Consider the following 26,302-nt stretch of genomic DNA (forward strand, 5'->3'; position numbering starts at 1 on the left):
GTGAAAAGGATGAGTGAAAAAGGGTAGGGTTTACATCAGGCTGATCGCGTCGGACGGGCTGTAGCTGCCGAGCGCGGTGATGAGTTTGGAGGAGGAACCGTCGGCGGGTGACTGGACGGCGGCGATGGTGGCCCAGGTCGCGACCTTGGTGGGGGTCGCCCCATTGACCTTGACCTGCAAGGCGGCGGTTGAGACGGTTTCGCCCGCGTCATCCTTGCCGTCCCAATAGAAAGTGACGTCGCCGGCGGCCTGCGATCCCATGTCGATGGTCTTGACCACATTGCCGCTGCTATCGACCAGGTCGATGGTCGCGCCTTCGGTCGCGGCGGGCAGGGTGATCTGGCCGGCATAAGTGCCTGTCGCGTCGGGCGCGGCGATATTGCTCTGCACTAGCATCGACTTGCCGATCCAGCTGGCCGCATCGCCCAGCCGCGTGCCGGTCAGCTCGCTCGCCAGGCTTTTGAGAGTCTGGTTCATTTCCGCGATGCCGGACGAATTGGTGATGGTCGCCATCTGCGACACCATCTGGGCGTTATCGACCGGTTCGAACGGGTCTTGATACTGCATCTGCGCGGTCAGCAGCGTCAGGAAGCTCGACTGGCCCATCTCTGCGCTGCCGGTGCCGACGATCGCCTTGGGATTATAGACCGACAGGCCAGCGCTGTCGGTTGCGGTGGTCGTCGTCATTTGCCGATCCTTATGGTTTCGAGCATCAGGGATTTGGCGGTGTTGAGCACCTGCACATTATTTTGATACATGCGCGCGGTCTCGATCATGTCGACCAGCTCGGCATTGCCATCCACCGCGGCTTCCCACACATCGCCATTGGCATCCGCCAGCGGATGATTGGGATCGTGGCGCTTGGTCGGCTCGGCGCTGGTGGTGACGACATTCTTGACCTTGACGGTCGACACGCCGGGCGTGTCGGTCACGGATTCGAACACCGGCTTGATCGCGCGATAGGCTTCCGCGGCGCTGCCGGTGACATTGCCGGCGTTCGCCATATTGGACGCGGTGGCGTTCAAACGCACCAGTTGCGCACTCATGGCGCGGCCGGCAATGTCGAAGATGTTCATGGGGGTGGAACCACTCATGCTCATTCACCCTTCAGCGCACGGTTGATGGTATTGATGCGACCCTCCAGAAAGGAGAGGGTCGTGCGATATTTGACGGCATTTTCCGCAAACAGCGTCTGTTCGGTGCTCAGTTCGACGGTGTTGCCGTCCAGGCTGGGCTGCAACGGCACGCGATAGCCCATCGCATCGTCGGCGGCCTGCAGCACGTCGGTTGCGCTGCTGCCGACGCGGGTCGTCGCTTCCTTCAGCGCGGCCTCGAAATCGATGTCGCGCGCCTTGTAGCCAGGCGTGGAGGCGTTGGCGATGTTGGATGCGAGCAGGGACAGGCGTTGCGAACGCAGCGCCAGCGCCTTCCCATGTATCCCGAAGAGATTGTCTTCCACCGACATTGTCAAATTCGCTCTAAAAGTTTTGCGTCCCCCGCCGTTCTGACACCTGATGGCGTCTCCTGCGGGTGATCCAGCCTGGAGATCAGCAAGAGCCGTGCCAATTTGCGTGGGTGACGCATCGGCAGCGCGGACAATCGCGGAAAACCAGGCTTTTCGTGGGGGAGGCGGCAAGGGCGGCAAATTTTTGCCGGTCGGCGGCAGGGCGTTGCCGCCGTCGGACGAGACGACAAGCGATAGGGTAAGGGAACGGGCGTTCATGATCGCGATTATCGGCCATTTGTTCGATCCATTGACCCTAGCGGCGATGCTGGGCGGGATCGCTTTGGTGGCGCTGTTCCAGAATGGCGTCGGGGCGGTGGGTCGCGCTATTACGGCGCTGCATCCGCTGATGACGGCCGATCCGGCGCGCGATCGTGATGCCGCGCGGGCGGCGATGCTGAAGATCGACCAGGTGGCGCAATTGCGCGGCCTGTCGTGCACCGATCGGGTGAAGACCGCCAACCCCTTCCTTACCGAAGCCGCGCGCAAGCTCGCCAATAGCGAGCGCGCTGATATGTTCGAACTCTGGGCGGCGCAAGCGCTGGCCGACCGGGCGCAGCGCCATGGCGCGGTCCACAAGGCTTGGCTGTCGATCGCCGACGCCGCGCCCGCGCTGGGCATGGCCGGCACGATCATCGGCCTGGTCGGCATGTTCGCCGCCATGGACGATCCGGCTGCGCTTGGTCCCGCCATGGCGCTCGCACTGCTCACCACCTTCTATGGCGTCGTCGTCGCCAATCTTCTCGCCGCGCCGATCGCCGCGCGCTTGTCCGACCTGTCCGAACGCGAACTGGCCTGGCAGCGGGAAGTGGCCGACCGGATGCTGGGAATCGCCCGCCGCGAAAATGCACCTTTGCGCCGCGCCGCGATCCGCGAAGTCGCATGAGCGCGCCGCCTTCTTCGGCATCCTCTACCGCTGCCCGGCGCAATCGCTGGGCGGTCAGCTTTGCCGATCTCCTCCTTCTCCTCCTCGCCTTCTTCGTGCTGCTGCAAGCCAGCGGATCGCGCCGCGACGCCATGCTATCGCAGGTCAGCCAACAATTTGGCGGACGGGCGATGCGGCAGGGCGTGGCATTGCGCGCCGCCGACCTGTTCGTGCCGGGCGACGCCTTGCTCAGCGACGCCGGTCGGGCGCGTTTGGCCGTCGTGGCGCAGCGCTTCGCGCGGGAGCCGGGCGGGCTGGAAATCCGCAGCGACGGATCGGACCGCGGCCGCCAGCGCTTCGACGACTGGGATCTCGCCGCGGCCCGTCTGGGTGCGGTCGCCCGCGCGCTGCGCATGAACGGCATCGCGCAGGATCGCCTGCTGATCCGCGGTCTCGATCAGGGTGACGACAAGGCCGGGCAGGGGCAGCTGATCCACATCGCACCGGGCCATTAACGATAATTGGCACGGATATTGCTGAAATCCTGGCAAAGACCGTCCGTCAGGAGACATGCCGTGTTTCGATTTTCGCCCATCCTTCTCGCCGCCGCCGCGCTGACCAGCGTGTCGCCCGCGCTGGCCCAGGCGCAGGGCAATCAGAAATTCGAAAATCTCGACCGTATCGACAGCCTGGTGGCGATGACCGTCGGCGCTAATCTGGGCGAGCCGGGCGGCCCCGCTGCGCCGGTCGATCGCCGCCTGCGCCTGGCCGCCTGTCCGACCACGCCCAGCGTTGAAGGGCCGGTGTTCGGCGCAGCGATGGTGCAATGCGCCGCGCTTGGCTGGCGCATCCGCGTGCCGCTGGTCGCGGGCGCATCCGCCGCTGCATCTGGCCCAGTGCCCCGCTACGCCGCCGCCGCCAACCGCTTCACCCGCGCCGCGCCGGTCGCCGCGAAAGAGGCGGTCGTGCGCAAGGGCGATCCTGTGCAACTCATGGCCGGCAACGCCGTGTTCAGCGTATCGCGCATGATGGTCGCGGATGAGGACGGGGCAATGGGCGAGACGATCCGCGTGCGCGAAGACAAGAAAAGTTCGCCGATTTTCGCCCAGGTCGTACAAATGGGCGTCGTGCGCATTCCGGCATTTAATGATTTTTGAACTTGTCCGTTATAGGCAGTAGGGACGAGTGAAGGATTTACCCAATGATCAAGTCTGTGGGCCAGAATATCAGCGCCGCCATAGAGGCGACCCGCCTGCGGGAAGGGGCCAAGACGCGCGCATCCGCTGCCACCGGTTCGGCCACATCCTCCGCCAGCGCCGCGTCGGCCAGTCCCGCCGCGCGCATGGCCGCCCAGGGTGCGCCGGTCGATATGGATCGCATCGCCGCGATCAAGGCTGCGATCGCATCGGGCAACTATCCGGTAAACGCCAACGCTATCGCGGAACGCATGGTCGCCCTCGACCTGTCGGCCGCCTGATAAGGGACATATATCATGCCATTGGGTCTTGCCGCGCTGGACGATCTCTTCGACGCTTTCGAGGATCTTCGCGACGTGCTTGATGGCACTGACGCCGCCGCTATCGAACTGGCCAGCAATCGCGTCAGCCGCGCGGCTGCGTCCGTCCGCGCGATCGGTGCCTGGCGTTCTGAATTGGCCGTGATCGAACGGCTGAGCATGATGGTGCCGCTGCTCGACAGCGCCCGTATCCGCGTCAAGCTGCTGGCCGATCATGCCCAGCAACGCCTCGCCATTCTCGCCGCCCATGGCGCGCAGGCCGCGCCGCTGACCTACGGCCGCTAATAGACTCTTTTTTTCCAGTTTCGACTAAAGCGGCGCCCTTCGGCGCCGTTTTTCGTTGTACGTCCCGAAATCCTTACCGGCGTTAACCAAATCTTGGCACAAGCCTTGCTCTAATGTCCTCGCTAGCAAATGAGGATTTTAGTCGTGTCGGCTTTCGCAGACATATCAGCAACCGGTACTTCGACAGGTAATCGCGTCACCAACGCGATTGCGATGGCGAGCCGCCGTACTGGTGTCGACTTCTCCTATCTGCTGGGCCAGGCCAAGATCGAATCCAGCCTGAACCCCACCGCCCGCGCGGCGACATCGTCCGCCACCGGCCTTTATCAATTCATCGATCAGAGCTGGCTCGCCGTCGTCGACAAGCATGGCAGCGAATATGGCCTGGGCTGGGCGTCCAATGCGATCCAGCAGAGCGGCGGCCGTTACTATGTCGCTGACCCGGAACTGCGCCAGCAGATCCTAGACCTGCGCAAGCACCCTGAGACGGCGTCAGTGATGGCGGCGGAACATGCCGCCGACAACAAAGCCTATCTGGAATCGAAGCTGGGACGCGAAGCCGAGCCGGTCGATCTCTATCTCGCCCATTTCCTGGGCGTCGGCGGCGCGTCCAAATTCCTGTCGGTCCATGATCGCGCACCGGATGCGAGCGCGGCATCGCTGTTCCCGTCCGCAGCGCGCGCCAACCGCTCGATCTTCTACGACCGTAGCGGCAACGCCCGCAGCTTTGCCGACATCCGTGATCGCTTCGCCTCCAAGCTCCAGAAAAGCTCTGACGGCCTGGGCGCCGACATCCAATATGCGTCCGCTGCGCTGCCTGCGGGCGCGAAGACGGTCCAGCCCGCCGACTATGTGCGGATCGAAACCCAGCGTCTGAGCGAACAGGTGGATGTCGGCATCCGCCCGCAGCCACAGACCGCGCGCCTCGCCTATCTCATGCTCGCCACCCTCGGAAGGTAACGGCCCTTTATGTCTCCCGCCCAAGTCAAAGCGAAGATCTGGATGAGCGCCGTCAAGGGCGCTGTTCTGCCGTTTGCGACGTTAATGGTCGTTGTGTTCATGATGGTCCCGGTTCCGGCGGTCATGCTGGATATCGGCTTCATCACCAACATCATGATCTCTCTTGCGGTGCTGATGGTGGCGCTGAATGCGGGCAAGCCGCTTGATTTCTCCAGTTTTCCTACCGTGCTGCTGTTCGCGACGCTGCTGCGCCTCGCGCTCAACGTCGCCTCGACCCGCGTCGTGCTGGTGCAGGGGCATGAGGGGTCGGACGCAGCGGGACAGGTGATCGAGGCGTTCGGCCACTTCCTGATCGGTGGCGATTATGTCGTGGGCATCTTCGTCTTCGCCATCCTGATGATCATCAATCTGGTCGTCATCACCAAGGGCGCGGGCCGCGTCTCCGAAGTGTCGGCGCGCTTCACCCTGGACGCCTTGCCCGGCAAGCAGATGGCGATCGACGCCGACCTGAACGCCGGCCTGATGACGCCCGAAGAAGCCAAGCTGCGCCGTGTCGAAGTCGCGACCGAGGCGGACTTTTACGGTTCGATGGACGGCGCGAGCAAGTTCGTGAAGGGTGACGCGGTTGCAGGCATCCTGATCCTGGTCATCAACATCGTCGGCGGCATCATCCTGGGCGTGGTCAGCCATGGCCTGGCCATCGGCGAAGCGGCGCAAACCTATATCGTCCTGGCGATCGGCGACGCGCTGGTGGCGCAGATCCCGGCGTTGCTGCTCTCGATCGCTGCTGCCTCCATCGTCACCCGCGTCAAGAGCGAACAGGATCTGGGCGGCCAGATCGCCGGCCAGTTCGGGTCGGGCCGCGCCTGGGTGCCGGTCGCCGCGATTTTGGGCTTCCTGGGTGTCCTGCCCGGCATGCCCCACCTCATCATCCTGTCGGCTGCGGGGATCGCGGGCGGCATCGCCTGGCAATTGCGCAAGGCGGTCCAGAAGAAGGCGGCCGAGCCTGCCCCGGTCGCCCCCGCGCCCAATCCAGCCGTCATCGAATGGGAAGACGTATCGGACGGCGCGATCCTGGGGCTGGAGATCGGCTATGGCCTCATCGCCCTGGTCGACGAGCGCAAGGGCGCGCCGCTGATGGCGCGCATCACCGGCATACGCCGCCAGTTGTCGAAGGAACTGGGCTTCGTCGTGCCGATGGTTCGCGTGAAGGACAATCTGGCGCTGGAGCCGAACCAGTATCGCATCACCATCGCCGGCGTGGTCGTGGGCGAAGACGAAATCTGGCCCGACGATCTGCTCGCGCTCGACAGCGGCGCGCTGGAAGGCGTGGTCGCCGGTCGCCCGGCCAAAGACCCGACCTTCGGCCTCGACGCCGTCTGGATCAGCCAAGCCAAGCGCAGCGAAGCGGTAGTCGCGGGCTATACCGTGGTCGATCCGCCGACGGTCGTCGCCACCCATCTGAACCAGCTGATCGCGATGAACGCCGCCGAAATGTTCGGCCTGGACGAAGCGCGCAAGCTGCTCGACACATTGAAGGACGCCGCGCCCCAACTGGTCGATGGCCTGACGCCGGGCACGCTCAGCCTGACGCAGATCAGCGCGCTCTGCCGCGCTCTCCTGTCCGAAGGCATCGCGCTCAAGGATTTCCGCCGCATCTGCGAAGCCATGGTCGACGCCGCGCGCCCCGACATGAGCCACGAACAACTGGTCGAAGCGGTGCGCCAGCGCATCGGCGCGCTCATCATCCAAGGACTTGTGCCCGTGAAGATGCCGCTGCCGGTCATCACCCTGGACGGCGATCTGGAAGGATTGCTGGCGCAGGCGATGCGCGTTGCAGGCGATGCCAAGCATCCGATCGAACCGGCGCTCGCCAACCGCATCGTCGAAGCGGTGATCCACGCCGCCCGGCCGCTGCTGGGGCAGGCGCGCAATTTCGCCATCGTCACTTCGCCGGTCGCGCGCCGTGCGCTGGCCCGCCTGTTCAAGCCGCATCTGCCCGAAACGCCGATATTGTCCTTCCTCGAAATCCCCGATGGCAAGGGCGTCGAGGTCGTGGCCGTCGTCGGCAACGAACAACGCCCCACGCCCCGCCACGACCCCGCGCCCCAGCGCGAACCAGCGCGCGAGCGGGTCGCCTGAAAGGAGGCTGAGTCATGTATATGAACAAGATCGCGGCCGGCGCCCACACCTATGCCAAGCCCGGCGACAACAGTCCCGAACGGCTGGCCCGCCAATATATGCCGCTGGTGCGCAAGATCGCCTGGCACGTCCATGGCCGCGTTTCGACCGCGATCGATATCGAGGATCTGCTCCAGATCGGCATGGTCGCGCTGGTCGAATCCGCCAACAGCTTCGAGGATCGGGGGCTGGGCTTTGCCGCCTATGCCCAGTTGCGCGTGCGCGGCGCGATGATCGACCATCTGCGGCGGCAGGCAACAATTTGCCGGTCGGCCATGGCCAAGCGGAAACAACTTGCCGGGGTGCGTAATCGTCTGGAGCAGAAGCTAGGCCGACTGCCGACCGAGGCCGAAATGTCCGCGGACATGGGGCTGGAGCCGGCCGCCTATCGAGAGATCGCCGACAGCGTCGAAATGGTCCAGCACACCAGCATGGACGAGGTCTATTCCGACCAGTCGATGTGGTTTGCCGATGTCGAGGACCGCGCCGACGACATTATGGAGAAGGAATCGCTGAAAAAGGCGCTAGCCGCCTGTATCGGCGAACTGCCCCAGCGCGAGGCCTTGGTACTGCAACTCTATTTCGTCGAGGAACTCAATCTGGAGGAAATCGGCCAGACCATGGACATCGGCGCAGCGCGGGTGTGCCAGATCAAGAAAGCGGCGCTCGACAAGCTTCGCGAGAAACTGCGCGACTGGGACGACTGAAAGACCACACTTCATGTTCCCCGGCGAAGGCCGGGGTCCAGTTGAAACGGCTGGACTGGACCCCGGCCTTCGCCGGGGAACATGCTGTCACTCATCATTCGCCGCCAGCGGCCCGACCCGCCGACCGTCGGTGCTCGGCCAGCGGAAGCGCAGCGGGCGATAGCTTTGCGTGCGCCACCATGGATCGGCGACCTGGAACAGGCCATTCTCCTCCGCCTTGCGCCCCAGATCCTTGCGGGCGGTCAGCGCGGCCAGCACGGGCGCGGCGAACAGCCCGGCGACCACCGGCGACATCCAGCCCAGGCTCCCGACCTTCACCGCCATGGTGGTCAGCCCCGCGCCCAGCAGCAAATGCCATTTGAACAGCCAGATCGCACTGGTCATGGCCATGCCGTCGCGATCGCGGGTCTGCCCGTTCCAGCTCGCCTTGCGGCCCATCAAGATGCTGAACAGGTTGATCGTCTGGGTCAGCATTGCCACCGGCGCCATCAGGATCGACAGGATGATATCGACCAGCACGCCGCGCGTCATCCGCGCCGCCCCGCCAAAGCCGATGCGCCGCGCCGGATCGGCCATAGCCCAGATGATCGCCAACAGCTTGGGACCAAATAGCAGCACCGCCGTCAGCGCCAGCAATCCGCCCGACGGCAGGATCGCGCTCGGCGGCCACACGCCGGTCAGCGCGCCACCCAACACCACCAGCATCAGCGCCAGCCACAGCGGCGACGTGCAATAAGCCGATGCGCCGACCAGCAGCTGAAACCGGCTGACCGGATGCAGGCCCTTGATCTTCACCAGCAGGGGCACATGCTGGATATTGCCTTGGCACCAGCGGCGATCGCGGGTGAACAGGTCGGGCATGGACGGCGGAAATTCTTCGAAACTGTCGTCGGCCGTGACCATATGCACGTCCCAGCCGCGCCGCCGCAGCAAGGCGGCCTCCAGCATGTCGTGGCTCAATATATGCCCGCCGAACGGCGCGCGGCCCGGCAATTCAGGCAGGCCGCAACTCTCGGCGAAGGCGCTGACCCGCACGATGGCGTTATGGCCCCAGAACATGCCTTCCGATCCCGCCCACCAAATCATGCCGGCGGCCGAGGTCGGCCCGAACAGGCGGCTGGCGAACTGCTGCCAGCGCGCGAACAGGGTGGCGGCGCCCATCACGGTGGGGACGGTCTGGATCAGTCCGACATGGGGATGTCGTTCCATATCGGCGGCCAGGCGCGCCATGGTCTGCCCGCTGACCACGCTGTCGGCGTCCAGCACGACCATATAGTCGTATCCGCCGCCGAAGCGCTGCACCCATTCGGCGATATTGCCCGGCTTGCGCCCGATATTGAGCGCGCGCCGACGATAATGGACGGGGCGCGAGAAGGAGGCGCGCATCTCCTGAAAGGCGCGGCGCTCGATTTCGCCACTTTCGGGATTGGAATCCGACAGGATGAAAAATTCAAACCGTTCGCCGCCCATCACCTGCGCCAGCGATCGTTCCATGATCGACAGGCGGCCGAGCACGCCCAGGAAATCCTCGTTGCATACCGGCAGCAGGATCGCGGTCTTGCCCTTCAGCGGGGTGGCGGCATTGAGCGGCCGGGGCGTGACGCTGCGGCCCTTGCCGACCGTCAACAGCAGGAAACCGATCATCGCGGTGGCGAAGCCGAAAGCGATCCAGGCAAATAGCGGAATGAAGAGCGCGAGATAGACGCCCTCCCACGCGGAAATGCCGTCCAGCCCGATCGAGCGGCGCATTTCATGCGCGGCCATGGCGGCGGGGAGGAGGGCAAGCAGCACAACCAGCAAACGGCGCGCCCAGATATCGATGTTGAGCGGGCGACGCGCGATCAAATCCGGTCGGGCACCGAAATCCTGTTCCGGCATGGCCAGCGCGCTTTCCGGCGGCACCTGTTCAAAGGCGCGCGCCAGCGGCTTGCCCCCGGCATCGGTGGTCGGCGCCTGCACGCCTCCATTCCCCGTCATTCATCAGACCCATCGCGATTGACCCAATATGTCACAACCGCCCGATGCATAGACGGTTCCCTTCAGACACCCAGCGGATAATGCACATATTCGCTTAAGGCCCGATCGCCCGCCCGCAATTGCAGCCGGATATCGGCCGACTTGCCCTGCGCGCGCTGTATGTCGAGCACCGTGCGGAACAGGCCTTCGCGGCCCAGTACCGGATAACCGGCTTTCTTGATGAGCGTGCCGCCGGCCACATCCGCCCAGATGTCGGGCTTGCTACCCGCAGCGACGCCGGCAAAGTCGATCACCAACCGATCGGCATCGCCGTCACCGCGTCCGCGCCAGACATTCTCGACGATGGCGATGCCGGTAGAAGCTGGGCCGGTCGAAGCGGGCGTGCGCGCCGCCGACCAGTCGAGCCGATAGGCGAGGTCGATCCGTGCACCCGCGCGCGGCGCAGCGTCGGGCGTCCAGTAAGCGGCGACATTGTCGGTATATTCGCTGTCGGTGGGGAAGGCGTAGAGGCGCACGGCACCTGCACCAAGCGGCCTGGTGGGCGTCGACCAGAGCGAGGGGCGACGATCGTAGAAGACGCCGTCATCCTGATAATGGTCGAAGTCGCGGTCGCGCTGGAGCAGCCCGAAGCCCTTGGGACTGACTTCCTTGAAGGCGCTGAAATGCGGGGCGGACGGGTTGACGATCGGCCGGGCATGGGCGGAACCATCGGCGCTCGCGATGGATAGCATGTCGCTGTCATGGATTTCCGGCCGCCAGTCGGTCCCCTGAACCCGGTTCGCCTGATCGTACCAGAACATGCTGGTCATCGGCATCAGCCCCAGTTCGGGGATGGCGCGGCGCGGGAAGAGCGCGGCGGTGACGTCCTGCTGCACGCCCTGCGGCCCAAGGCTACTGACGAAGCGGAAGGCACCGGCGATCGACGCGCCGTCCAGCAGCGCATAGATGGTGACGCTGCTATTACCCGTCCGCTCCAGCCAGAAATGGGTGAAGCGGGGAAACTCTTCTTTGCCCGCCAGGCTGGTGTTGATCGCGATCGCGCGGGCCGACAGGCCGAACTGCTTTTGCGGGCTGGGCGCGCGGAAATAGCTTGCCCCCAGGAAAGACAGCCAATCGCCGTCGCGCGCTGCATTCATGATGCGGAATCCGGCAAAGCCCGCATCCGGTCCCAGCGCTGCGACGGCATTCCCCGCGGGCGTTTCGAACATGGTCGGGTCATAGCGCAGCGGCGTCGCGCGGCCCTTCTCCACGATCGCGATCGACACCGGCTGGGCGGCGTTCACCGACAGCGGAAAGAAACGGACCCCGGTATCACCGGGCAGGTCGCCCCACAGGGTGCGCGCGTCACGGAACCGCGCCTGATGCAGCGCGTCATAATCGACCTTCGCCGCGCCGGGATGGGGCGGCGTCTCCTTGAACGGCGCGCGCGCCAGGCGCTGCGCCTGCGCCACCAGCCGGTCCCAGGAAAAGGCGTCGCCGCCGGTCTGGGCGAACAGCATGTCCGGAAGGAGCAGGGCGGATGCGGAGGCGGCGATCATCGCGCGCCGGTTGATCTCATTCATGGCTTTTATCATGGGGCGGACAACCGGCGAAGCCAAGTCTGTATCCGCGCCCATGCGAAGAAGCCTCCGCCCGGGGGGACGGAGGCTTCAATGAGGCTGGTCGTTCGATCGAAGGTGTCGCCCCCGGCACGGTGGGGACTGTTGATGTGCCGGGGGCCACTTGGGCGGCTTTCGGTGACCAAGACCTCAGCCGACCAATCTGGTTACGCCTTAGCCGATCAGCTTCAGAACGCCCTGCTGGCTCTGATTGGCCTGGGCCAGCATCGCGGTGGACGCCTGGCTCAGGATCTGCTGCTTGGCGAGCGCCGTCGTTTCGGCCGAGAAGTCGGCGTCTTCGATGCGGCTGCGGGCGTCGGTCAGGCTGGTGATGTTGTTGGTCAGGTTGTTGACCGTCGATTCGAGGCGGTTCTGCACCGCACCGAGATTGGCGCGGGTCGTTGCGACCGAAGCCAGCGCGGTGTCGAACGTGTCGAGGTCGGCGGTGGTGGCGGTGGTGGCGTCAACCGCCAATGCGTCGGTCATGGCGGTCGTCACATCGTCCAGCGTGATCGTTACCGTGTCGGATGCATTGGCACCGGCCTGGATCGTCACGTCCGTAACCGAACCGTCGAACAGCTTGGTGCCGTTGAATTCGGTGTTGGCCAGCGTGTCGGTGATCTGGGTCTGGAGCTGGGCGACTTCCGCCTGGATGTTTGCCTTGGCGTCGGTGTCGTTGGTGCCGTTCAGCGTCTGGACGGTCAGTTCACGCATACGCTGCAGCATGTTGCTGACTTCGTTCAGCGCGCCTTCCGCCGTCTGCGCCAGGCTGATGCCGTCATTGGCGTTGCGGACGCCCTGGGTCATGCCCTTGATCTGCGCCGTCATGCTGGATGCGATGGCGAGGCCGGCGGCGTCGTCCTTCGCGCTGTTGATGCGCTTGCCGGTCGACAGGCGTTCCATCGCGGTGCCCAGCGCCTTGGTGGCGGCGGTCGAAGCGTTGGCCGAGCGCATGGCGCCAGTGTTGGTTCCGATAACAGTCATGGTGTTCCCTTTCGTTTCACTATCAGGTCGCTGCCATCCGTTAGTGCGCTTGCGGCCTCGAAAGGGGATAACGGCGGGGCGTCACGAGCTTTTAGCGCCGACGTCGTTTTTTTTTGAAAAGGGTGTGATTCGGGCGGCCCGGAAATGCCCTTACGCGGGCGCGACGTGCGCGCTTTAGACCAAGGTCGAAGATATTGCCGTTTTTGCCGGAAAAAAACTGCCGCATTGCGGCAAGCGGACCGACGGCATTAACTATCTGATAACCACAGATGGCGTAATTATTAACCATCGAAGGGGGTTGGGGCGTACGGGGGTACAAGCCAGCCAAAAGATGGGGTTTTGTTCATGTCGACACTAGACGTGAGCCGTGGCGTCTGCGCGCTTCTTCCGGGCTTGCAGCACTGGCTTGAAAATGCCTTTTATGAGGTGCGCATCGTCGATGCGGCAGGCCCCCGTGACCGGGACAGCCAACGTATCTTGTTGGCGACCGAAATCGGTCACGCCACCTATCGCGATATCCTGATCAACGTGCATGACGGTGCGCCCTCCCTGGTGCCCGCCGCCAACGGCCTGCCGGCGCGGGTCGCCTTTGGCATAGCGGACATGGGCTTTGCCTTTGCCCTGATCGCCGAACTGGCCCGTCCCGCCGCGATCCCCGCAGTCGGCGACAGCGGCAGCGCACGGCTGATGACGCTGGCCGGCCGTGTCGCCCGCAGCGACGCCACCGTCCTGATCCAGGGTGACACCGGCACCGGCAAGGAGGGCATGGCGCGCTTCCTGCACGCCCAGTCGGGCCGCATCGACCATGACTTCATCGCCGTCAACTGCGCCGCACTCCCCGAAACCATGATGGAAGCGATGCTGTTCGGACATAAGAAGGGCAGCTTCACCGGCGCGTCGAACGCATCGGATGGCCTGTTCCTGGCGGCCGATGGCGGCACGCTGTTCCTCGACGAAATCGCCGAACTGCCGCTGGCGCTCCAGTCCAAGCTGTTGCGCGCGCTGCAAGAGGGCGAAGTGCTGCCCGTCGGCGCGACCCACCCAATTCCGGTCAATGTCCGCATCATCGCGGCCTGCAACCGCGATCTGGCGGGTGAAGTCGCCGCCGGCCGCTTCCGCGAAGATCTGTACTGGCGTCTCAACGTCATGCCGCTGGAACTGCGCCCGCTGGCCGAACGCCCTGGCGATGTCGCCGCGATCGCCGCCGCCATGCTGTTGCGGCATCAGGACATGGCCAAGGCATCGTTCGTGTGGCCGACCGCCGCTGCGCTCGACAAGCTTGCCGCCCATGTCTGGCGCGGCAACGCCCGCGAACTGGGCAATGTCCTGCAACGCGCGCTGGTGCTCCGCGACGGCGCGATGATCGAGGCGGACGACCTGCACCTGACCGGCGCGCCGCAGCCGCTGCGTATCGTGCCGCCGATCGTTGCGCCCGCCTCTATCAATGTCGAACCGACCCGCCTGCGCGACGTCGCCCATCACAGCAAGCTGGAGGCCATCCGCATCGCCCTGCGCGAAACCGATGGTCACCGCGCCGCCGCCGCCCGCAAACTGGGCATTTCCGAACGCACGCTTCGCTATCGGCTCGCCGAAATGCGTGAGCTGGCAGCGGCTTGAAGGAGGGCTGAACCATGGCCATCAACGGCGTTTCACCCACAGACAGCGTCATGGCGATCCGCAACGCCATCCTGCAAAAGAACGCGGCCCTGCGGGACGTCGCCTCGACCGGAACGGTCGGCGCACCCGGCGTCGGCGGCGCCCAGGGCACGGCGCCGGGTGGCTTTACAGAAGCGCTCAACAGCGCCCTGCAACAGGTCAACGGGCTCCAGACCCAGGCCGGTGAAGCCGCCGCCTCGTTCGAGCGTGGCGAAACCACCGATATCGCCGCGGTCATGCTGGCCAAGCAGCAGGCGTCGGTCAGCTTCGAAGCGACCCTCCAGGTCCGCAATAAACTCCTGTCCGCCTATAAGGACATTATGAGCATGCCGGTCTAAACCATGGAAAACGCACTCAGCACCAATGTCGGCGCATCGGCGCCTGCTCTCACCCCCGCTTCCGGCTTTGGCGGCAACGCTAAGGGCATGGACGCACTCAAGGCGCGCTTCACCGGCTTCATCAAACAGCCCGCCGTGGCCAAGAGCCTGCCGCTGCTCGGCCTGCTCGGCACTGTCGCGGTGGCTGGTGCGGCGTGGCTCGCGCTGCGCGAACCGCCGCAGCGCGACCTGTTCCGCGCCTTGCCCGACACCGACAAGTCCGCCGTCGCGCAGATATTGGACCAGAGCGGCATCAAATATGACTTCGACAACGGCGGCGGCATGACCGTTGGCGAAGACGATTATTTCAAGGCCAAGATGATGCTCGCCGCCCAGGGACTGCCCAAGAGCGCGCCCGATGGCAACAGCATGATCGACAGCCTGCCGATGGGCGCATCGCGCGCGGTAGAGGGCGAAAAGCTGCGCACCGCCCGCGAAATGGATCTCGCCCGCACGATCGAGGCGATCGACAGCGTCGAAACCGCCAAGGTCCATCTGGCCGTCGAACCGCCCAGCGTGTTCCTGCGCGAACGGTCGAAGCCCTCCGCGTCGGTCATGCTGCGCCTGGCCAATGGCCGCACCCTCACCGATGCGCAGGTCAACGCCATCGTCCATCTCGTCGCCTCCTCCATTCCGGAACTCAACCCGGACGATATCTCGCTGGTCGATCAAAATGGTCGCTTGCTCAGCAATAATGACGGCAACGCCGCCGACGATCGGCAACTGGCGGTCCAGGGCAAGATCGAGGATCGCTATCGCCAGTCGGTGATTGCGCTGCTGACCCCGATCCTGGGCACCGGCAATTTTTCCGCCGAGGTCCATGCCGAACTCAACTTCGCCGAACGCCAGGCGACCCGCGAAACCTACCCGCAGGACGAAGCGCGGCTGCGCAACGAAACCGGCACCTGGGCGTCCGATCCGCGCGGCCAGGGTGCGGGCGAAGCGTCCGGCATCCCCGGCGCGCTCAGCAACCAGGCCCCAGTCAACCCGACCGTGACCCAAACCAATCCGAACGGTCAGGCGGTGACGCAGGGTCAGACGGCGCAGGGCGCGCAAGCGGCCCCCGGCTCTCCGCCCAACCCGCTGATGAAGACCGAGGAAACCTTCAACCGCAGCTTCGAACTGGGTCGTGAAGTTTCCGTCACCCGCGATGCCATCGGCACGGTCAAGCGCCTGTCGGTCGCCGTGGCGCTCGACACCGCACCCGACGGCAAGGCCCGCACCCCGCAGGAAATCGCCGCGCTGGAAGCCTTGGTGAAGGGCGCGGTCGGTTTCGACCAGGGGCGTGGCGACGTGGTCGCCCTGTCCTCGCGCAGCTTCCTCAAGACGGCGGAGGTTACCCCGCCCTGGTATGAGGCGGACTGGATGTCGCCGCTGGTGCGCAACCTGTCGGCTCTGCTGGTTGCCCTGCTGGTCATCTTCGGCATCGGTCGCCCGCTTCTGAAGCGCCGCGCCGCTGCGCCCGACGCTCTGGCTGCCCCGACCCCGCAGGAAGGCCAGCGCATCGGTCGCGAGATTTCCAGCGAGATCACCAAGCAGGCGGTCGTCGCCGGGCCGGACGGCGCGGAAGCCAAGATCACGCTCGACATGATCTCCTCCACTTATGATTATGCCCAGCGCGCCGACCTCATCCGCAACTTCGTCAAGCAAGACCCCGATCGGGCCGCGCTCGTCGTCCGCGACCTCCTGAAGGAGGGGAAGAAGGAAAATGCCTGAGATCGTTCCCGGTCGTCCCGAAGCGCTGAAGGGCAGCGCCGCCGCCGCCGTTCTCCTCATGCTCTTTGACGAGGATGAAGCCGCCCAGATCCTTTCGCGCCTGGAGCCTGACGAAGTGCGCCAGCTCGGCTACGCCATGTATGATGTGGCGGACGTCGATCCCGAAGAGGTGAACGAAGCGCTCGATCATTTCGTGACCAAGGCGAAGAAGCGCACCACCATCGGCTATGGCGCCACCCGCCATATCCGCGGCGCGATGACCAAGGCCCTGGGCGAGGAACGTGCGGAAACCATCCTGGCCCGCATCACCCCGCCGACCCGTTCGACCCAGCTGGAAATGCTGAAATGGATGGACGCCAAGGAGATCGGCACGCTGATCGAGGCGGAGCATCCGCAGATCATGGCGATCGTGCTGGCCCATCTGGAAGCGCCGGTCGCGGCCGATGTGCTGCAATTGCTGCCGTCCGAATATCAGGAAGAGATCGTCTATCGCATTGCCACGCTCGGCCCGGTGTCGAACGAGGCGCTGGACGATCTGGAGCAACTTCTGCTGCGCGGTCCGGTCAAGAAGCAGGGCGCAGCCTCGCAACGCGGCGGCACCGTCGAAGCCGCGGCGATCATGAACAACGTCCGCAAGGATAATGAACAGCGGATCATGAAGGCCGTCGCCAAGCGCGACAAGATGATCGCCCAGACGATCGAGGAGGAGATGTTCGTCTTCGACAACCTCATCGACATGGACGACAAGAATCTGGGCACGCTGATGCGCACTGTGGACAGCGCCGTTCTGGTCGTCGCCTTGAAGGGCGTCAACGACCTGCTCAAGGCCAAGATCTTCAGCTGCATGTCCGCCCGCGCCGCGCAGGCCATCGCCGACGAGATTGAGGAACGCGGGCCGATCCGCCTGGCCGAAGTCATGGATTCGCAGAAACTCATCATCGCCACCGCGCGCCGCATGGCCGACGCCGGCACCATCATGCTGGGCGGCAAGGGGAACGACTTTGTCTAACTTTTGGGGCGCGCAGGCGATTCAGGAGGCCGCGCCTGTCGCGGTCGCCGGCTTCCGCCCGGCCGAAGGCGGCTTCCGCAGCCTCTACACCTCGCCGCAAGCGCCTCTGGCCGGCACGATGCGCAATGGCGTGATCGAGGCGGAACCGGAAATCGACCTGATGGAGGAGGCCCGGATGGAAGCCTTCACCATGGGTTTTGACGAAGGCTGCCGCGTCACCGCCCAGACCCATGGGCAGGAAAGCGAGGCGCGCACGCGCCTGACCGATGCGCTCGAAACCCTCGCGCCCGCGCCCAGCGGCATGTTGTCCACCATGTTGTCGGCCACGGTCGTCCGCCTGGTCGAACAGATTGTGGGTGAGGTCGAAATCGACATCGAACGGCTGGTCCAGCGCTGCGACACCGTCGCCGCCTTCATCGAAGATAATGAAGGCAAGAGCGCGCTGCATCTCCACCCCGAAGACATCACATTGCTGGAAGGCGAGACGATCGGCGTCAAGCTGGTGGCTGACAAGGCCATGCATCGCGGCTGCGTGCGGCTCGAAACCGCCGATGGCTGGGTCGAGGATGGCCCGGACGTCCGCCTCGCCCGGCTGCGCGCCTTGATGGACGATATGGAAGGCAAGCCATGATCCGCGCCGCGCTGACCCAGGCCGAAAGCCTGTTCGACCATCTCCAGGTTCAGAACCGCGCGCCCCGCCGGATCGGCCGACTGGTCAGCCATGACGCCGGGATGCTGGAAGTCACCGGCTTCCGCCGTCCGATCGGCTCCGGCGCGCGCGTCATGGCCAGCGACGGCTCCGTCTGCCGCGCCGAAGTCGTCGGTTTCCGCGGCGACCGCACCCTGCTGGTGCCGCTGGACGCCGACGCACCGCTGGAAAACGGCATCCGCGTCGAACCCGACAGCCAGGCCAATATGGTGCAGGTGGGCGACGGCCTGATCGGACGCGTCATCGACGCCATGGGCCAGCCGCTCGACCGCAAGGGACCGATCATCGCCGGCGGCACCTGGCCGCTTAACGGCGTGAAGGGCAATGTCCTCGACCGCGGCCGCGTCACCGAAGCCTTTGACCTGGGCGTTCGCGCCGTCAACGCGCTGCTCACCGCCGGGCGCGGTCAGCGTATCGCCATCATCGCTGGCTCTGGCGTGGGTAAATCCGTCCTGATGGGCCAGATGATCGCCGGAGCCGAAGCCGACATCGTCGTCGTCGGCCTGATCGGCGAACGCGGCCGCGAAGTCAGCGACTTCCTCGAAACGAAACTCAAGCACACGATGCACAAGAGCATCGTCGTCGCCGTCCCTGCCGATCATCCCCCGGTGCTGCGCCTGCGCGCCGCCGCGCGCGCCACCGCCATCGCCGAATATTATCGCGCTCGTGGCAAGAAAGTGCTGCTCCTCATCGACAGCCTGACCCGCTGCGCCCATGCCCAGCGTGAAATCGGCCTGGCGCTGGGTGAACCGCCCGCGATGAAGGGCTATCCGCCCTCCGCCCTGGCGCTCATCCCCCGTCTGGTCGAACGGGCCGGGGTGGACGCCCGCACCGGCGGTTCGATCACGGCGCTCTACACCGTGCTGGCCGATGGCGATGATACCGACGATCCGATCGTGGACGCCGCCCGCGCCATTGTGGACGGCCATTTCGTCCTGTCGCGGCACCTGTCCGAACAATCCATCTTCCCCGCCATCGACATCGGCAAGTCCTTGTCGCGCGTCATGGCCGATGTGGTGGACGACGATCATCGCATGGCCGCCGCCAATTATCGCCGCCTCTGGGCCGCCTATGAGGAAAATCGCGACCTCATCCTGATGGGCGCCTATCGCCCCGGCAACGATCCCGTCATCGACGAAGCGGTCAAGCGGCGGCAGGAAATATTGGACTTCATCCGGCAGGACCAGAAAAGTCGGATCGACCTAACCATCAGCGCTGATGCGCTGATCGCCGGATTCGGCGCATGAAGGGCCTGGTCGGCCGCCGCCAGCGCGTGTTGCGTGTGCGTCACGTCCAGCACGCCATGGCGGTCGCAGAAACCGCCCGCGCCCGCGACGAGGCCGACGGCCTTGCCCGCAATATCGACCGCCTGACCAAGGTGCGCAGCGAATTGTTCGAAACTGAAGGCATGGCCACCGGCGCGTCCTTCGCCGCGATGCAGGAACTGGCGACCCGCCTCGAACAGGCCGGGCGACAGCTCGACGGCGCGCTTTATGATGCCAAGCGCAAGGTCGAGGCCAAAGAAGGCATGACTCTTGCAGCGAACCGGGAAAAGGAAATCGCCACCCGCCTCAAGGACCGCGCCCGCGCGGATCTGGAGGCGTGGCGCGAGACAAAGCTTGCCGCGCTGCCGCGCTATCGCCGGATGCAGCGCAACGGGGACGTTTGACGATGACCATGCTGACCAGCCTCAAGGCGCTTTTGTTCGCCACGCCCGCATCGCCGGGCGGGAAAACAGACGCTATGCCGGCCGGGGGCAGCACCAATTTTGCGCAATTGTTGAACAGCGTCGACGCCGTACCGACCGTCGCCGCGCAGTCGGGCGCGCCGGTTTCCGCCGACAGGGAAACTACGGCACCTGTTCAAAATAACTTTGAAAATCAGGGTGTTGATATTCCTGTTTGGCATCCTGCCATCGCGATTGCGACACCTCCGGCTGCCGCTGTCGCATCCTTGCCAGAATCGGAAAAACCCCAAACAACTGTCCAACTCGCCGTCGCACGTCCCGATGTGGACGAGACGTTAGCGCCCGCCACACCCGCCACACCCGCCACACCCGCCGTGCCTGCCGCACCCGCTGTGCCCGCCACACTGACCGCAGCGGTCGAGCCACCGGTTGAGATGGTTTCCATCGATGATGACGAAGCGCCGGCCGACATTCCCTTGCCGCAACAGACGGAGGGTGCCGGGGCTGCTCCGGAGCTGCTCGCGCCCGTAGCGGTTGCCACGGCCCCAACCGCACCTGCTGCCGTCAAGCAGGAGTCCGCGCCCGCGCCGGTCAGGGCGCATCCCGCGCAGCCGCATGATGCTGTCCCGGTCGATCCTGCCGCCGCCTCGCTGCCGACCGAAACATCCGATGTGCAGGACGCCCACGAACCGTCGGCGTCCGAAGACGAGACGGTGCCCGTTGCGCCGGACGACAGCCAGCCGCCGGTTCAGCCGACCGCGCCGGTCATGGCGTCCCCTGTTCCAATCGCTCCGCTAGTCGTCGCGCAATCCGAAATAGCACCAGCCCAAGCGACCCACGCCACGGCCGCTGGTCCGTCCCCCGTCTCGCGATCGACCGCCGCGCCGACCCCCATGCCGCGGCCTGTTCCGGGCGCATCGGTCGATAGCCCCAGCCTCGCCGCTACGGAAGCGACCAAATCGCCAACCCCCGTCACCTCGACGCCCCCAGCCGTCGCGTCGAACGACGCCGCGCCGCTGCCGATCGAGGCCGCGCCGCTTTCATCCGTCGCACCAAAGCCGGAGGCGATCGCCGCATCGCCGCTGCTGACACAAGCTGCGATCGACCCCACCGATAGGCTTGTGGAGCAGACGGCGATCGGCAAGTCCGCCGCCACGCCTGCCCCGCGCCCGGCCAGCCAGCCCGCTCCGGCAACCCCGATACAGAATGCCAGCCCGCCGCCAGCCGCCGAGCCGGCGCCGCAGGCTACGCCCGCGTCGCCTATCACTGCGCCGTTAGCGGAAACCGTGGCGACCACCCCAGTTGCGATGCCCGTACCCGCGGAACCGCTCGAAACTGCCGACCAGCCCATCGACATCGCACAGGCCAGTCCCCCCGCCGCACCCGCCAAGCCGCGCGCGGAGGCCGTCTCGCTGCTCGAGTTGGTGCGCGACCATATGGGCCTGCGCGTGCCGCGCCGCATCGAAACCGCCGTGCCTGGCCAAGATGTCGCCACCGACGCTGCGCCCGCGATCCTGACGATGGCCACGAATGACAGCATATCGTCTCTGGCGCCACTGGTGCAGCCGACCGTCCAGCCGCTCGCGGCCACCGCGCCGTCCATCCCGACCGTCGATCTGTCCGCCAGGCTTGGCGCGCAGGTGGTCGATATGGGCGTGTCGGGCCAGTGGATCGACGGACTGGCGCGCGATATCGCTGGCCTGTCTGCCAATGGCGCGCAGGGCCGGTTCCAGATCAACGCCGATCAGCTCGGCCCGATCCAGGTCGATATCCGGCAGGGCGAAGATGGCGCGACCATCAGCCTGACCGTAGCGACCGAGGCGGCCGAACAGGCGTTGCGGCAGGAAGGCGACCGGCTGAAGCTGGACGCTGGCTTGTCCGCCATGCGCATCAGCGAGATGAAGATCGAGCGGGCACCCCATGTCGCCGAAACCGCGCGTGCGGACAGCAGCGGCAACCAGACAATGTCGCAGCAGCAATCTGGCGGCCAGAACCAAAATCAGGGCCAGAACGGCCATCAGGCCATGGGGCAGGGCACTGGTCAGGGCATGGGCCAGTCGTCGGCCCAGTCGCATATGCAGGGCCGTGGCCAGCAACGTGAAAATATCGCGCTGGGGCATAAAGCGGGGAGCGACGCTGCCGTTCTTAACCATACGGACGTCGGCGAAAACGCCGGCGGTGCCGTTCGCGCGCGCTATGCGTGACCAGCGCTTTTCCTAGGGGACCAGAACGATGAGCGACGAGCCAAAGGCCAAGAAAAAGAAAGGCGGGAGCATGAAAATGATCCTGCTGCTGGTCGTGGGCGTCGTCGTGGGTGGCGCAGGCGCAGCCGGTGGGCTCTATGCCGCCGGTTTCTTCAGCCCGAAGGCGGAGGGGCCGAAGGAAGACCCCAACAAGCCCGTGCTGGTGCTGGCCGGTGAGGATGCGCAGGCGATCGCGACCGCTCATGGCTGGGCCGGCGAAGCGGGCGGCGGCGAAGGCGGCGGTAAATCCGGCGGCGGCGAAAGCCATGCCGTGTCCGCGGGCCACGCGCCGGGCAAGGGCATCGATCTGCCCACGCCAGCCAATCCGGCCGCCTATCAGGCCACCTATTTCCAGCTCCAGGCACCCTTTACGTCGAACATGTCGGACACCGACGCCTTTGCCCAAATCTCCGTCGCGGTATCGACCTATTATGATTATCGCGTGATCGCCGCGATCAAGCAGCATGAAATGCCGATCCGCAGCCAGATGCTCATGATGTTGGCGGAACAGCCGCAGGAGGTGCTCGACACCCCGCAGGGCAAGCAGGCGCTACAGGGCAAGATCAAGGTCATCATCAACGATGTGCTGAAGCAGAAGACCGGCTATGGCGGCATCGACAACGTCTATTTCACCAACTTCGTCATTCAGTAAGGCGGCCGCTTTGGCGCTCGTCCGCTGGCGCCGCTCGTCGCCCTGTTAACTCCAATTTTACCATTTTCGTTATTAATGGCGCTGCGCCAAAGGATCAGGACGTCCCCTGATCCGCCATGGGGCAGGGGACCAATATGGACGACGTACAGACCTACGCCTTCGGGCGCGGGGATTCGCAGGCGCCGATCATGCTGTCGGGGCTGGACCGGCTGAGCGAGAAGCTCGGCCGGCGCATGCGCGCCCTGATTGAGCCGATCGCCGGCGTGCGCCCGCATATCGTGGCGCAGGATACCCGTGTGCTGGATTTCGCCGCCTGGACGGCCGAAGTGCCTGCCTTTTGCAGCCTGTCCATCTATCGCCTGCTGCCGCTGAAAGGGCAGATGCTGTTGCGGATGGATGCGGCGATGATCTCCACCATGGTCGATTGTTTCTATGGCGGCATCGGCAACCGGGCTTTGCCCGCGCGCGGCGAATTCACGCCGACCGAAGACCGGCTGATCGCCCGCCTTTCCGATAGCATCGTCACCCGCCTGGTCGAAACCTGGGCCGACATCCTGCCGCTGGAACAGGGGCTGATCCTGCGCGAAAGCGCGGTCGGCTATGCCGCCTCCGCGCAGCCGGGCGACCAGATGGTGCTGCAACGCTTCACAATCTCCATCACCCGCGATCAGGAATGGCCGATCGACATCGTCTTTCCGTTGTCGGCGCTGCGCGGCGTTGAAGCGTTGATGGGCAGCAACCTGCCCGCTGACGAGGAACAGCGCGATCCCGTCTGGCAGACGCGCATCGCCCGGCGGATGCGCGACATCCGGATGCCCGCGCGCACCGTATTGGCGCGCCCCAACCTCTCGCTGGCCGAGCTGATGCAGCTCAAGGTCGGCGACGTCATTCCCGTCACCATCGGCCGATCGCTGCCGTTGATCGTCGGCAACCGCATCGTCGCGCATGGCACGATCGGCGAACAGGACGGCCGCGCCGCCTTCCAGATTGAAAAACTCGCACAGGAACCCGACCAATGAGCGATATGAGCGAAGCCCCCCGCATGGATCGGGGCGAAGACCCGCTGAGCAAAATGACCAACAATCGCCAGTTCAAGCTGCTGGCCGATATCCCGGTCCGCATGTCGGTGGAGGTCGGTTCCACCTCGCTGCGCCTGGCCGAAGTCATGGACCTGGCCGAAGGCAGCATCGTCGAACTGGATCGCCAGGCTGACGACCTGCTCGACATCATGGTCAATGGCGCGCTGATCGCCAAGGGCGAAGTGGTGACGGTCAATGGTCGCTATGGCATCCGGATCGTCGATATCGCCGCGACCGAAAATCGCCTCGCCGGGATCGAACGGCGCGGCTGACGGGCCGCTTCTGATTTTAAGCTTGCCTTCGGCCGCGAAACTGCGGATCGCAGGCGCTGTTAACCATAGCTGCGGGCAGGCCATTTCATGTTCTGGTATTTCGTCAAACTGCTGATCATGCTGCCGTTGGTAGGCGGGATGGCCTTTGGCGCGCTGTGGCTGTGGCGCAAATATCAGCCCGGCATGATGGCGGGGCAGGGCGACCGCTCCTTGAAACTGCTTGAAGCGCTGCCGATGGGCGCTTTTGGCAAGCTCGCCGTGGTGGAGTTTGAGGGCAAGAAAATCCTGCTGTCCGTCACCCGCAGCCGGATCGAGAAGATCGCGGAAGGCGATCATGTCCGCCTTCGCTGAGGCCGGACCGTTGAGGCGGTGGTTGCCCGCCCTTGCGGCCATGATCCTTTTCGCCCTCCTGCTCTTCACCGTCCCCGCCTTCGCCCAGGCCGCGCCCGCCGCCACCCCGCCGGTCGACAATAGCGGCGCATTGAGCCGCGCCATGGGCCAGATTTCGGGCGACGGTCGCTCGCTCTCGCTCAGCCTCCAGATCCTCGTCCTGATGAGCCTGCTGACGGTGCTGCCGTCGCTCGTGCTCATGATGACCAGCTTCACCCGCATCATCATCGTCCTTTCGCTGCTGCGCCAGGCGCTGGGCCTGCAACAGACGCCGCCCAACCAGGTGCTGGTCGGCCTCACCCTCTTCCTCTCGCTGTTCGTGATGCGCCCCGCGATCGATGCGATCAACGCCCAGGCCTTCGACCCCTATGGCAAGGGCCAGATCAGCATCGAGGAAGCGGTCGGCCGGTCGGGCAAGGTGCTGCACGGCTTCATGGCCAAGCAAACCCGCGAAAGCGACCTCAAACTGTTCCAGAATCTCGCCAAGGCACCGGCCTTCCGTACGCCCGACGACATTCCCTTCACGATCCTGCTGCCCGCCTTCGTCACCAGCGAATTGAAGACCGCGTTCCAGATCGGCTTCATGATCTTCCTGCCCTTCCTCATCATCGACCTGGTCGTCGCCTCCACGCTGATGGCGCTGGGCATGATGATGCTGTCGCCCACGATCATATCGATGCCGTTCAAATTGCTGCTGTTCGTGCTGGTCGATGGCTGGGCGCTGACCATGGGGTCGCTCGCGGGATCGTTCGCGACATGACCGGCGTCATGCTCCAACATCCGTTCGTTTCGAGCGTGTCGAGAAACGGTTGCGCTGCCGCTTCTCGACTGCGCTCGAAGCGAACGGAACGGGGTATCTAGTCCGCATGGAAAATGCCGATTTCTTCATGGGGTTGGCCCAACAGGCGTTGTGGATCACGGCGCTTGCTGCTGCGCCTGTGCTGATTCCGGCGCTGATCGCAGGCCTCATCATCGGCATGGTGCAGGCGGCGACCTCTATCAACGAGCAGACATTGAGCTTCATCCCCAAGATCATCGTCGTCGGCGGCATGCTGGCGCTGTTCGGCGGGTCGATCATGGTGCTGATCGCCGACTTCACCCGCGAAATCTTCGAACGCATCCCGGACCTGTTGCAATGAGAGTCGGGCCGTGATCGCGCCGGGCTTCGCCGGGGTCGAAAATCAGCTCTGGGTCTGGTTGATCGCCATGATCCGGCCGGGCGCTGCTTTCATCGCCGCGCCGGTCTTCGGTGCGCCCGCCGTTCCGCTGCAACTGCGCCTGATCCTCAGCCTCGCGCTGGGCCTTGCCGCGCTCAACAGCGTCACCATCACCCTGCCACAGGACGGCGTCGCCAGCTTCGAAGGTGTGATGATGGTCGCGGGCGAAGTCATGGCGGGCCTGGCCTTGGGCTTTGCGGTTCAGATCGGCTATGCCGCCGCCTTCGTCGCGGGCGAAACCATCGGCAACGCCATGGGCCTCAACTTCGCCGCCATGGTCGATCCGTCGTCAGGCCAATCGACCCAGGTGCTCGGCACCTTCCTCTCCATCCTCGCCACCTTCCTGCTGCTCGGCATGGATGGCCATCTGCTGCTCGCCAGCTTCGTCGTCCAAAGCTACCAGGCGATCCCGCCGGGCGCGGGCATATTGTCCAACGACACGGTCTGGCGCCTGATATCTTTTGGTGGCGCGTTGCTGGGGGCGGGCGTCACCGTCGCGCTGCCGGTCGCCTTCGCGCTGGTGCTGGTGCAGGTGGTGATGGGCATGTTGGCGCGCGCCGCGCCCTCGCTCAACCTGTTCGCGGTCGGCATGCCGGTGGCGATGATGGCCGGCCTGATCCTGCTCGCCATCGCCACGCCGATCATGGCCGAAGGCATGACCGCGTCGCTCAAGGCCGGGCTTGAAGAAGCCCAGTCGATTGCGGAAGGACGCTAAACC

General features: G+C 65.1%; 29 protein-coding genes. 23 read left to right on the top strand and 6 right to left on the bottom strand.

Annotated features, from left to right (window positions below; genetic code table 11):
• Positions 1 to 30: 30 nt before the first annotated feature.
• Genes HHL08_RS01075 through flgB form a run of 3 tightly spaced genes read right to left on the bottom strand, consistent with a single transcriptional unit; the run spans position 31 to position 1,465 of the window.
• Complete coding sequence (locus HHL08_RS01075; protein WP_169570596.1) at positions 31 to 687, bottom strand: flagellar hook assembly protein FlgD; 657 nt, start codon at positions 685 to 687, stop codon at positions 31 to 33.
• Positions 684 to 1,094, bottom strand: coding sequence for a flagellar basal body rod protein FlgC (gene flgC, locus HHL08_RS01080; RefSeq protein WP_169570598.1), 411 nt, complete (start codon positions 1,092 to 1,094; stop codon positions 684 to 686). Before flgC ends, HHL08_RS01075 begins: the two co-directional genes overlap by 4 nt.
• Positions 1,095 to 1,096: 2 nt before the next feature.
• Positions 1,097 to 1,465 (bottom strand): flagellar basal body rod protein FlgB, encoded by a 369-nt coding sequence (gene flgB, locus HHL08_RS01085; RefSeq protein WP_169570599.1) that lies wholly within the window; start codon positions 1,463 to 1,465, stop codon positions 1,097 to 1,099.
• 256 nt (positions 1,466 to 1,721) lie between these two features.
• Here flgB and HHL08_RS01090 point away from each other — a divergent pair, with 256 nt between their 5' ends.
• From HHL08_RS01090 to HHL08_RS01125, 8 genes are all read left to right on the top strand, one after another.
• Positions 1,722 to 2,390 carry a MotA/TolQ/ExbB proton channel family protein gene (locus tag HHL08_RS01090; RefSeq protein ID WP_169570601.1) on the top strand — a complete coding sequence of 223 codons (669 nt, stop codon included), beginning with the start codon at positions 1,722 to 1,724 and terminating at the stop codon, positions 2,388 to 2,390.
• The gene (locus HHL08_RS01095) at positions 2,387 to 2,884 is read left to right on the top strand and encodes a flagellar motor protein MotB (RefSeq protein WP_169570603.1); all 498 of its coding nucleotides are present in this window, start codon (positions 2,387 to 2,389) and stop codon (positions 2,882 to 2,884) included. Before HHL08_RS01090 ends, HHL08_RS01095 begins: the two co-directional genes overlap by 4 nt.
• 60 nt (positions 2,885 to 2,944) lie before the next feature.
• Positions 2,945 to 3,526 carry a flagella basal body P-ring formation protein FlgA gene (locus HHL08_RS01100; protein WP_169570604.1) on the top strand — a complete coding sequence of 194 codons (582 nt, stop codon included), beginning with the start codon at positions 2,945 to 2,947 and terminating at the stop codon, positions 3,524 to 3,526.
• A 44-nt stretch (positions 3,527 to 3,570) separates the two neighbouring features.
• Entirely contained in the window at positions 3,571 to 3,846 is a 276-nt protein-coding gene (flgM, locus tag HHL08_RS01105) for a flagellar biosynthesis anti-sigma factor FlgM (RefSeq protein ID WP_169570606.1), read from the top strand.
• A 15-nt stretch (positions 3,847 to 3,861) separates the two neighbouring features.
• Entirely contained in the window at positions 3,862 to 4,170 is a 309-nt protein-coding gene (locus HHL08_RS01110; RefSeq protein WP_169570607.1) for a hypothetical protein, read from the top strand.
• Between the two features lie 144 nt (positions 4,171 to 4,314).
• Positions 4,315 to 5,130, top strand: coding sequence for a lysozyme family protein (locus HHL08_RS01115; protein WP_169570609.1), 816 nt, complete (start codon positions 4,315 to 4,317; stop codon positions 5,128 to 5,130).
• Positions 5,131 to 5,139: 9 nt separating this feature from the next.
• Positions 5,140 to 7,272 (top strand): flagellar biosynthesis protein FlhA, encoded by a 2,133-nt coding sequence (gene flhA / locus HHL08_RS01120; RefSeq protein WP_169570611.1) that lies wholly within the window; start codon positions 5,140 to 5,142, stop codon positions 7,270 to 7,272.
• Between the two features lie 14 nt (positions 7,273 to 7,286).
• Positions 7,287 to 8,018, top strand: coding sequence for a sigma-70 family RNA polymerase sigma factor (locus tag HHL08_RS01125; protein WP_169570613.1), 732 nt, complete (start codon positions 7,287 to 7,289; stop codon positions 8,016 to 8,018).
• 87 nt (positions 8,019 to 8,105) lie between these two features.
• Here the strand turns inward: HHL08_RS01125 and mdoH are convergent, their stop codons facing one another.
• The 3 genes from mdoH to HHL08_RS01140 all read right to left on the bottom strand — a co-directional run bounded on the left by mdoH (position 8,106) and on the right by HHL08_RS01140 (position 12,577).
• Positions 8,106 to 9,995, bottom strand: a complete 1,890-nt coding sequence (gene mdoH / locus HHL08_RS01130; RefSeq protein ID WP_169570614.1) for a glucans biosynthesis glucosyltransferase MdoH — start codon at positions 9,993 to 9,995, stop codon at positions 8,106 to 8,108.
• Positions 9,996 to 10,057: 62 nt separating this feature from the next.
• Positions 10,058 to 11,557, bottom strand: coding sequence for a glucan biosynthesis protein (locus HHL08_RS01135; protein WP_169570615.1), 1,500 nt, complete (start codon positions 11,555 to 11,557; stop codon positions 10,058 to 10,060).
• Between the two features lie 210 nt (positions 11,558 to 11,767).
• Positions 11,768 to 12,577 carry a flagellin N-terminal helical domain-containing protein gene (locus tag HHL08_RS01140; RefSeq protein ID WP_169570617.1) on the bottom strand — a complete coding sequence of 270 codons (810 nt, stop codon included), beginning with the start codon at positions 12,575 to 12,577 and terminating at the stop codon, positions 11,768 to 11,770.
• A gap of 345 nt (positions 12,578 to 12,922) precedes the next feature.
• On the opposite strand from HHL08_RS01140, the gene HHL08_RS01145 reads away from it, so the two are divergent.
• The 15 genes from HHL08_RS01145 (at position 12,923) to fliR (ending at position 26,299) form a co-directional block, all read left to right on the top strand.
• Positions 12,923 to 14,194 carry a sigma 54-interacting transcriptional regulator gene (locus HHL08_RS01145; protein ID WP_169570619.1) on the top strand — a complete coding sequence of 424 codons (1,272 nt, stop codon included), beginning with the start codon at positions 12,923 to 12,925 and terminating at the stop codon, positions 14,192 to 14,194.
• Between the two features lie 20 nt (positions 14,195 to 14,214).
• Positions 14,215 to 14,571, top strand: coding sequence for a flagellar hook-basal body complex protein FliE (gene fliE, locus HHL08_RS01150; protein WP_169571075.1), 357 nt, complete (start codon positions 14,215 to 14,217; stop codon positions 14,569 to 14,571).
• A 3-nt stretch (positions 14,572 to 14,574) separates the two neighbouring features.
• Complete coding sequence (gene fliF / locus HHL08_RS01155) at positions 14,575 to 16,326, top strand: flagellar basal-body MS-ring/collar protein FliF (protein ID WP_169570621.1); 1,752 nt, start codon at positions 14,575 to 14,577, stop codon at positions 16,324 to 16,326.
• Positions 16,319 to 17,335 (top strand): flagellar motor switch protein FliG, encoded by a 1,017-nt coding sequence (fliG, locus tag HHL08_RS01160; RefSeq protein ID WP_169570622.1) that lies wholly within the window; start codon positions 16,319 to 16,321, stop codon positions 17,333 to 17,335. The genes fliF and fliG overlap by 8 nt, the downstream gene beginning before the upstream one ends.
• Positions 17,328 to 17,966, top strand: coding sequence for a FliH/SctL family protein (locus tag HHL08_RS01165; RefSeq protein WP_235954599.1), 639 nt, complete (start codon positions 17,328 to 17,330; stop codon positions 17,964 to 17,966). The genes fliG and HHL08_RS01165 overlap by 8 nt, the downstream gene beginning before the upstream one ends.
• The gene (locus HHL08_RS01170; RefSeq protein WP_169570624.1) at positions 17,963 to 19,291 is read left to right on the top strand and encodes a FliI/YscN family ATPase; all 1,329 of its coding nucleotides are present in this window, start codon (positions 17,963 to 17,965) and stop codon (positions 19,289 to 19,291) included. The genes HHL08_RS01165 and HHL08_RS01170 overlap by 4 nt, the downstream gene beginning before the upstream one ends.
• Complete coding sequence (locus tag HHL08_RS01175; RefSeq protein ID WP_169570625.1) at positions 19,288 to 19,713, top strand: hypothetical protein; 426 nt, start codon at positions 19,288 to 19,290, stop codon at positions 19,711 to 19,713. Before HHL08_RS01170 ends, HHL08_RS01175 begins: the two co-directional genes overlap by 4 nt.
• A 2-nt stretch (positions 19,714 to 19,715) precedes the next feature.
• Entirely contained in the window at positions 19,716 to 21,935 is a 2,220-nt protein-coding gene (locus HHL08_RS01180; RefSeq protein ID WP_206377627.1) for a flagellar hook-length control protein FliK, read from the top strand.
• 28 nt (positions 21,936 to 21,963) lie between these two features.
• Positions 21,964 to 22,626 carry a flagellar basal body-associated FliL family protein gene (locus HHL08_RS01185; protein ID WP_169570628.1) on the top strand — a complete coding sequence of 221 codons (663 nt, stop codon included), beginning with the start codon at positions 21,964 to 21,966 and terminating at the stop codon, positions 22,624 to 22,626.
• A 134-nt stretch (positions 22,627 to 22,760) separates the two neighbouring features.
• On the top strand, positions 22,761 to 23,645 hold the full coding sequence (locus HHL08_RS01190) for a flagellar motor switch protein FliM (RefSeq protein WP_169570630.1): 885 nt from the start codon (positions 22,761 to 22,763) through the stop codon (positions 23,643 to 23,645).
• Positions 23,642 to 23,977, top strand: coding sequence for a flagellar motor switch protein FliN (fliN, locus tag HHL08_RS01195; RefSeq protein WP_066600042.1), 336 nt, complete (start codon positions 23,642 to 23,644; stop codon positions 23,975 to 23,977). The genes HHL08_RS01190 and fliN overlap by 4 nt, the downstream gene beginning before the upstream one ends.
• A gap of 87 nt (positions 23,978 to 24,064) precedes the next feature.
• Complete coding sequence (locus tag HHL08_RS01200) at positions 24,065 to 24,328, top strand: FliO/MopB family protein (RefSeq protein ID WP_169570631.1); 264 nt, start codon at positions 24,065 to 24,067, stop codon at positions 24,326 to 24,328.
• 40 nt (positions 24,329 to 24,368) lie between these two features.
• Complete coding sequence (gene fliP, locus HHL08_RS01205) at positions 24,369 to 25,127, top strand: flagellar type III secretion system pore protein FliP (protein WP_206377628.1); 759 nt, start codon at positions 24,369 to 24,371, stop codon at positions 25,125 to 25,127.
• A 106-nt stretch (positions 25,128 to 25,233) separates the two neighbouring features.
• A complete protein-coding gene (fliQ, locus tag HHL08_RS01210) occupies positions 25,234 to 25,506 on the top strand; it encodes a flagellar biosynthesis protein FliQ (RefSeq protein WP_066600048.1) in 273 nt (90 codons plus the stop codon).
• A 10-nt stretch (positions 25,507 to 25,516) separates the two neighbouring features.
• Positions 25,517 to 26,299, top strand: a complete 783-nt coding sequence (fliR, locus tag HHL08_RS01215; RefSeq protein ID WP_066600050.1) for a flagellar biosynthetic protein FliR — start codon at positions 25,517 to 25,519, stop codon at positions 26,297 to 26,299.
• Positions 26,300 to 26,302: the final 3 nt, after the last annotated feature.

It is taken from the genome of Sphingobium psychrophilum (genome assembly GCF_012927105.1).
In the GTDB taxonomy this organism is placed as follows: domain Bacteria; phylum Pseudomonadota; class Alphaproteobacteria; order Sphingomonadales; family Sphingomonadaceae; genus Sphingobium; species Sphingobium psychrophilum.

What these genes read in the sequence shown, in the direction of transcription:
- HHL08_RS01075 (WP_169570596.1), bottom strand. Translation starts at nt 687, where the DNA reads ATGACGACGACCACCGCAACCGACAGCGCTGGCCTGTCGGTCTATAAT.
- flgC (WP_169570598.1), bottom strand. Translation starts at nt 1,094, where the DNA reads ATGAGTGGTTCCACCCCCATGAACATCTTCGACATTGCCGGCCGCGCC.
- flgB (WP_169570599.1), bottom strand. Translation starts at nt 1,465, where the DNA reads ATGTCGGTGGAAGACAATCTCTTCGGGATACATGGGAAGGCGCTGGCG.
- HHL08_RS01090 (WP_169570601.1), top strand. Translation starts at nt 1,722, where the DNA reads ATGATCGCGATTATCGGCCATTTGTTCGATCCATTGACCCTAGCGGCG.
- HHL08_RS01095 (WP_169570603.1), top strand. Translation starts at nt 2,387, where the DNA reads ATGAGCGCGCCGCCTTCTTCGGCATCCTCTACCGCTGCCCGGCGCAAT.
- flgM (WP_169570606.1), top strand. Translation starts at nt 3,571, where the DNA reads ATGATCAAGTCTGTGGGCCAGAATATCAGCGCCGCCATAGAGGCGACC.
- HHL08_RS01110 (WP_169570607.1), top strand. Translation starts at nt 3,862, where the DNA reads ATGCCATTGGGTCTTGCCGCGCTGGACGATCTCTTCGACGCTTTCGAG.
- flhA (WP_169570611.1), top strand. Translation starts at nt 5,140, where the DNA reads ATGTCTCCCGCCCAAGTCAAAGCGAAGATCTGGATGAGCGCCGTCAAG.
- HHL08_RS01125 (WP_169570613.1), top strand. Translation starts at nt 7,287, where the DNA reads ATGTATATGAACAAGATCGCGGCCGGCGCCCACACCTATGCCAAGCCC.
- mdoH (WP_169570614.1), bottom strand. Translation starts at nt 9,995, where the DNA reads ATGACGGGGAATGGAGGCGTGCAGGCGCCGACCACCGATGCCGGGGGC.
- HHL08_RS01135 (WP_169570615.1), bottom strand. Translation starts at nt 11,557, where the DNA reads ATGAATGAGATCAACCGGCGCGCGATGATCGCCGCCTCCGCATCCGCC.
- HHL08_RS01140 (WP_169570617.1), bottom strand. Translation starts at nt 12,577, where the DNA reads ATGACTGTTATCGGAACCAACACTGGCGCCATGCGCTCGGCCAACGCT.
- HHL08_RS01145 (WP_169570619.1), top strand. Translation starts at nt 12,923, where the DNA reads ATGTCGACACTAGACGTGAGCCGTGGCGTCTGCGCGCTTCTTCCGGGC.
- fliF (WP_169570621.1), top strand. Translation starts at nt 14,575, where the DNA reads ATGGAAAACGCACTCAGCACCAATGTCGGCGCATCGGCGCCTGCTCTC.
- fliG (WP_169570622.1), top strand. Translation starts at nt 16,319, where the DNA reads ATGCCTGAGATCGTTCCCGGTCGTCCCGAAGCGCTGAAGGGCAGCGCC.
- HHL08_RS01170 (WP_169570624.1), top strand. Translation starts at nt 17,963, where the DNA reads ATGATCCGCGCCGCGCTGACCCAGGCCGAAAGCCTGTTCGACCATCTC.
- HHL08_RS01175 (WP_169570625.1), top strand. Translation starts at nt 19,288, where the DNA reads ATGAAGGGCCTGGTCGGCCGCCGCCAGCGCGTGTTGCGTGTGCGTCAC.
- HHL08_RS01180 (WP_206377627.1), top strand. Translation starts at nt 19,716, where the DNA reads ATGACCATGCTGACCAGCCTCAAGGCGCTTTTGTTCGCCACGCCCGCA.
- HHL08_RS01185 (WP_169570628.1), top strand. Translation starts at nt 21,964, where the DNA reads ATGAGCGACGAGCCAAAGGCCAAGAAAAAGAAAGGCGGGAGCATGAAA.
- HHL08_RS01190 (WP_169570630.1), top strand. Translation starts at nt 22,761, where the DNA reads ATGGACGACGTACAGACCTACGCCTTCGGGCGCGGGGATTCGCAGGCG.
- fliN (WP_066600042.1), top strand. Translation starts at nt 23,642, where the DNA reads ATGAGCGATATGAGCGAAGCCCCCCGCATGGATCGGGGCGAAGACCCG.
- HHL08_RS01200 (WP_169570631.1), top strand. Translation starts at nt 24,065, where the DNA reads ATGTTCTGGTATTTCGTCAAACTGCTGATCATGCTGCCGTTGGTAGGC.
- fliP (WP_206377628.1), top strand. Translation starts at nt 24,369, where the DNA reads ATGATCCTTTTCGCCCTCCTGCTCTTCACCGTCCCCGCCTTCGCCCAG.
- fliQ (WP_066600048.1), top strand. Translation starts at nt 25,234, where the DNA reads ATGGAAAATGCCGATTTCTTCATGGGGTTGGCCCAACAGGCGTTGTGG.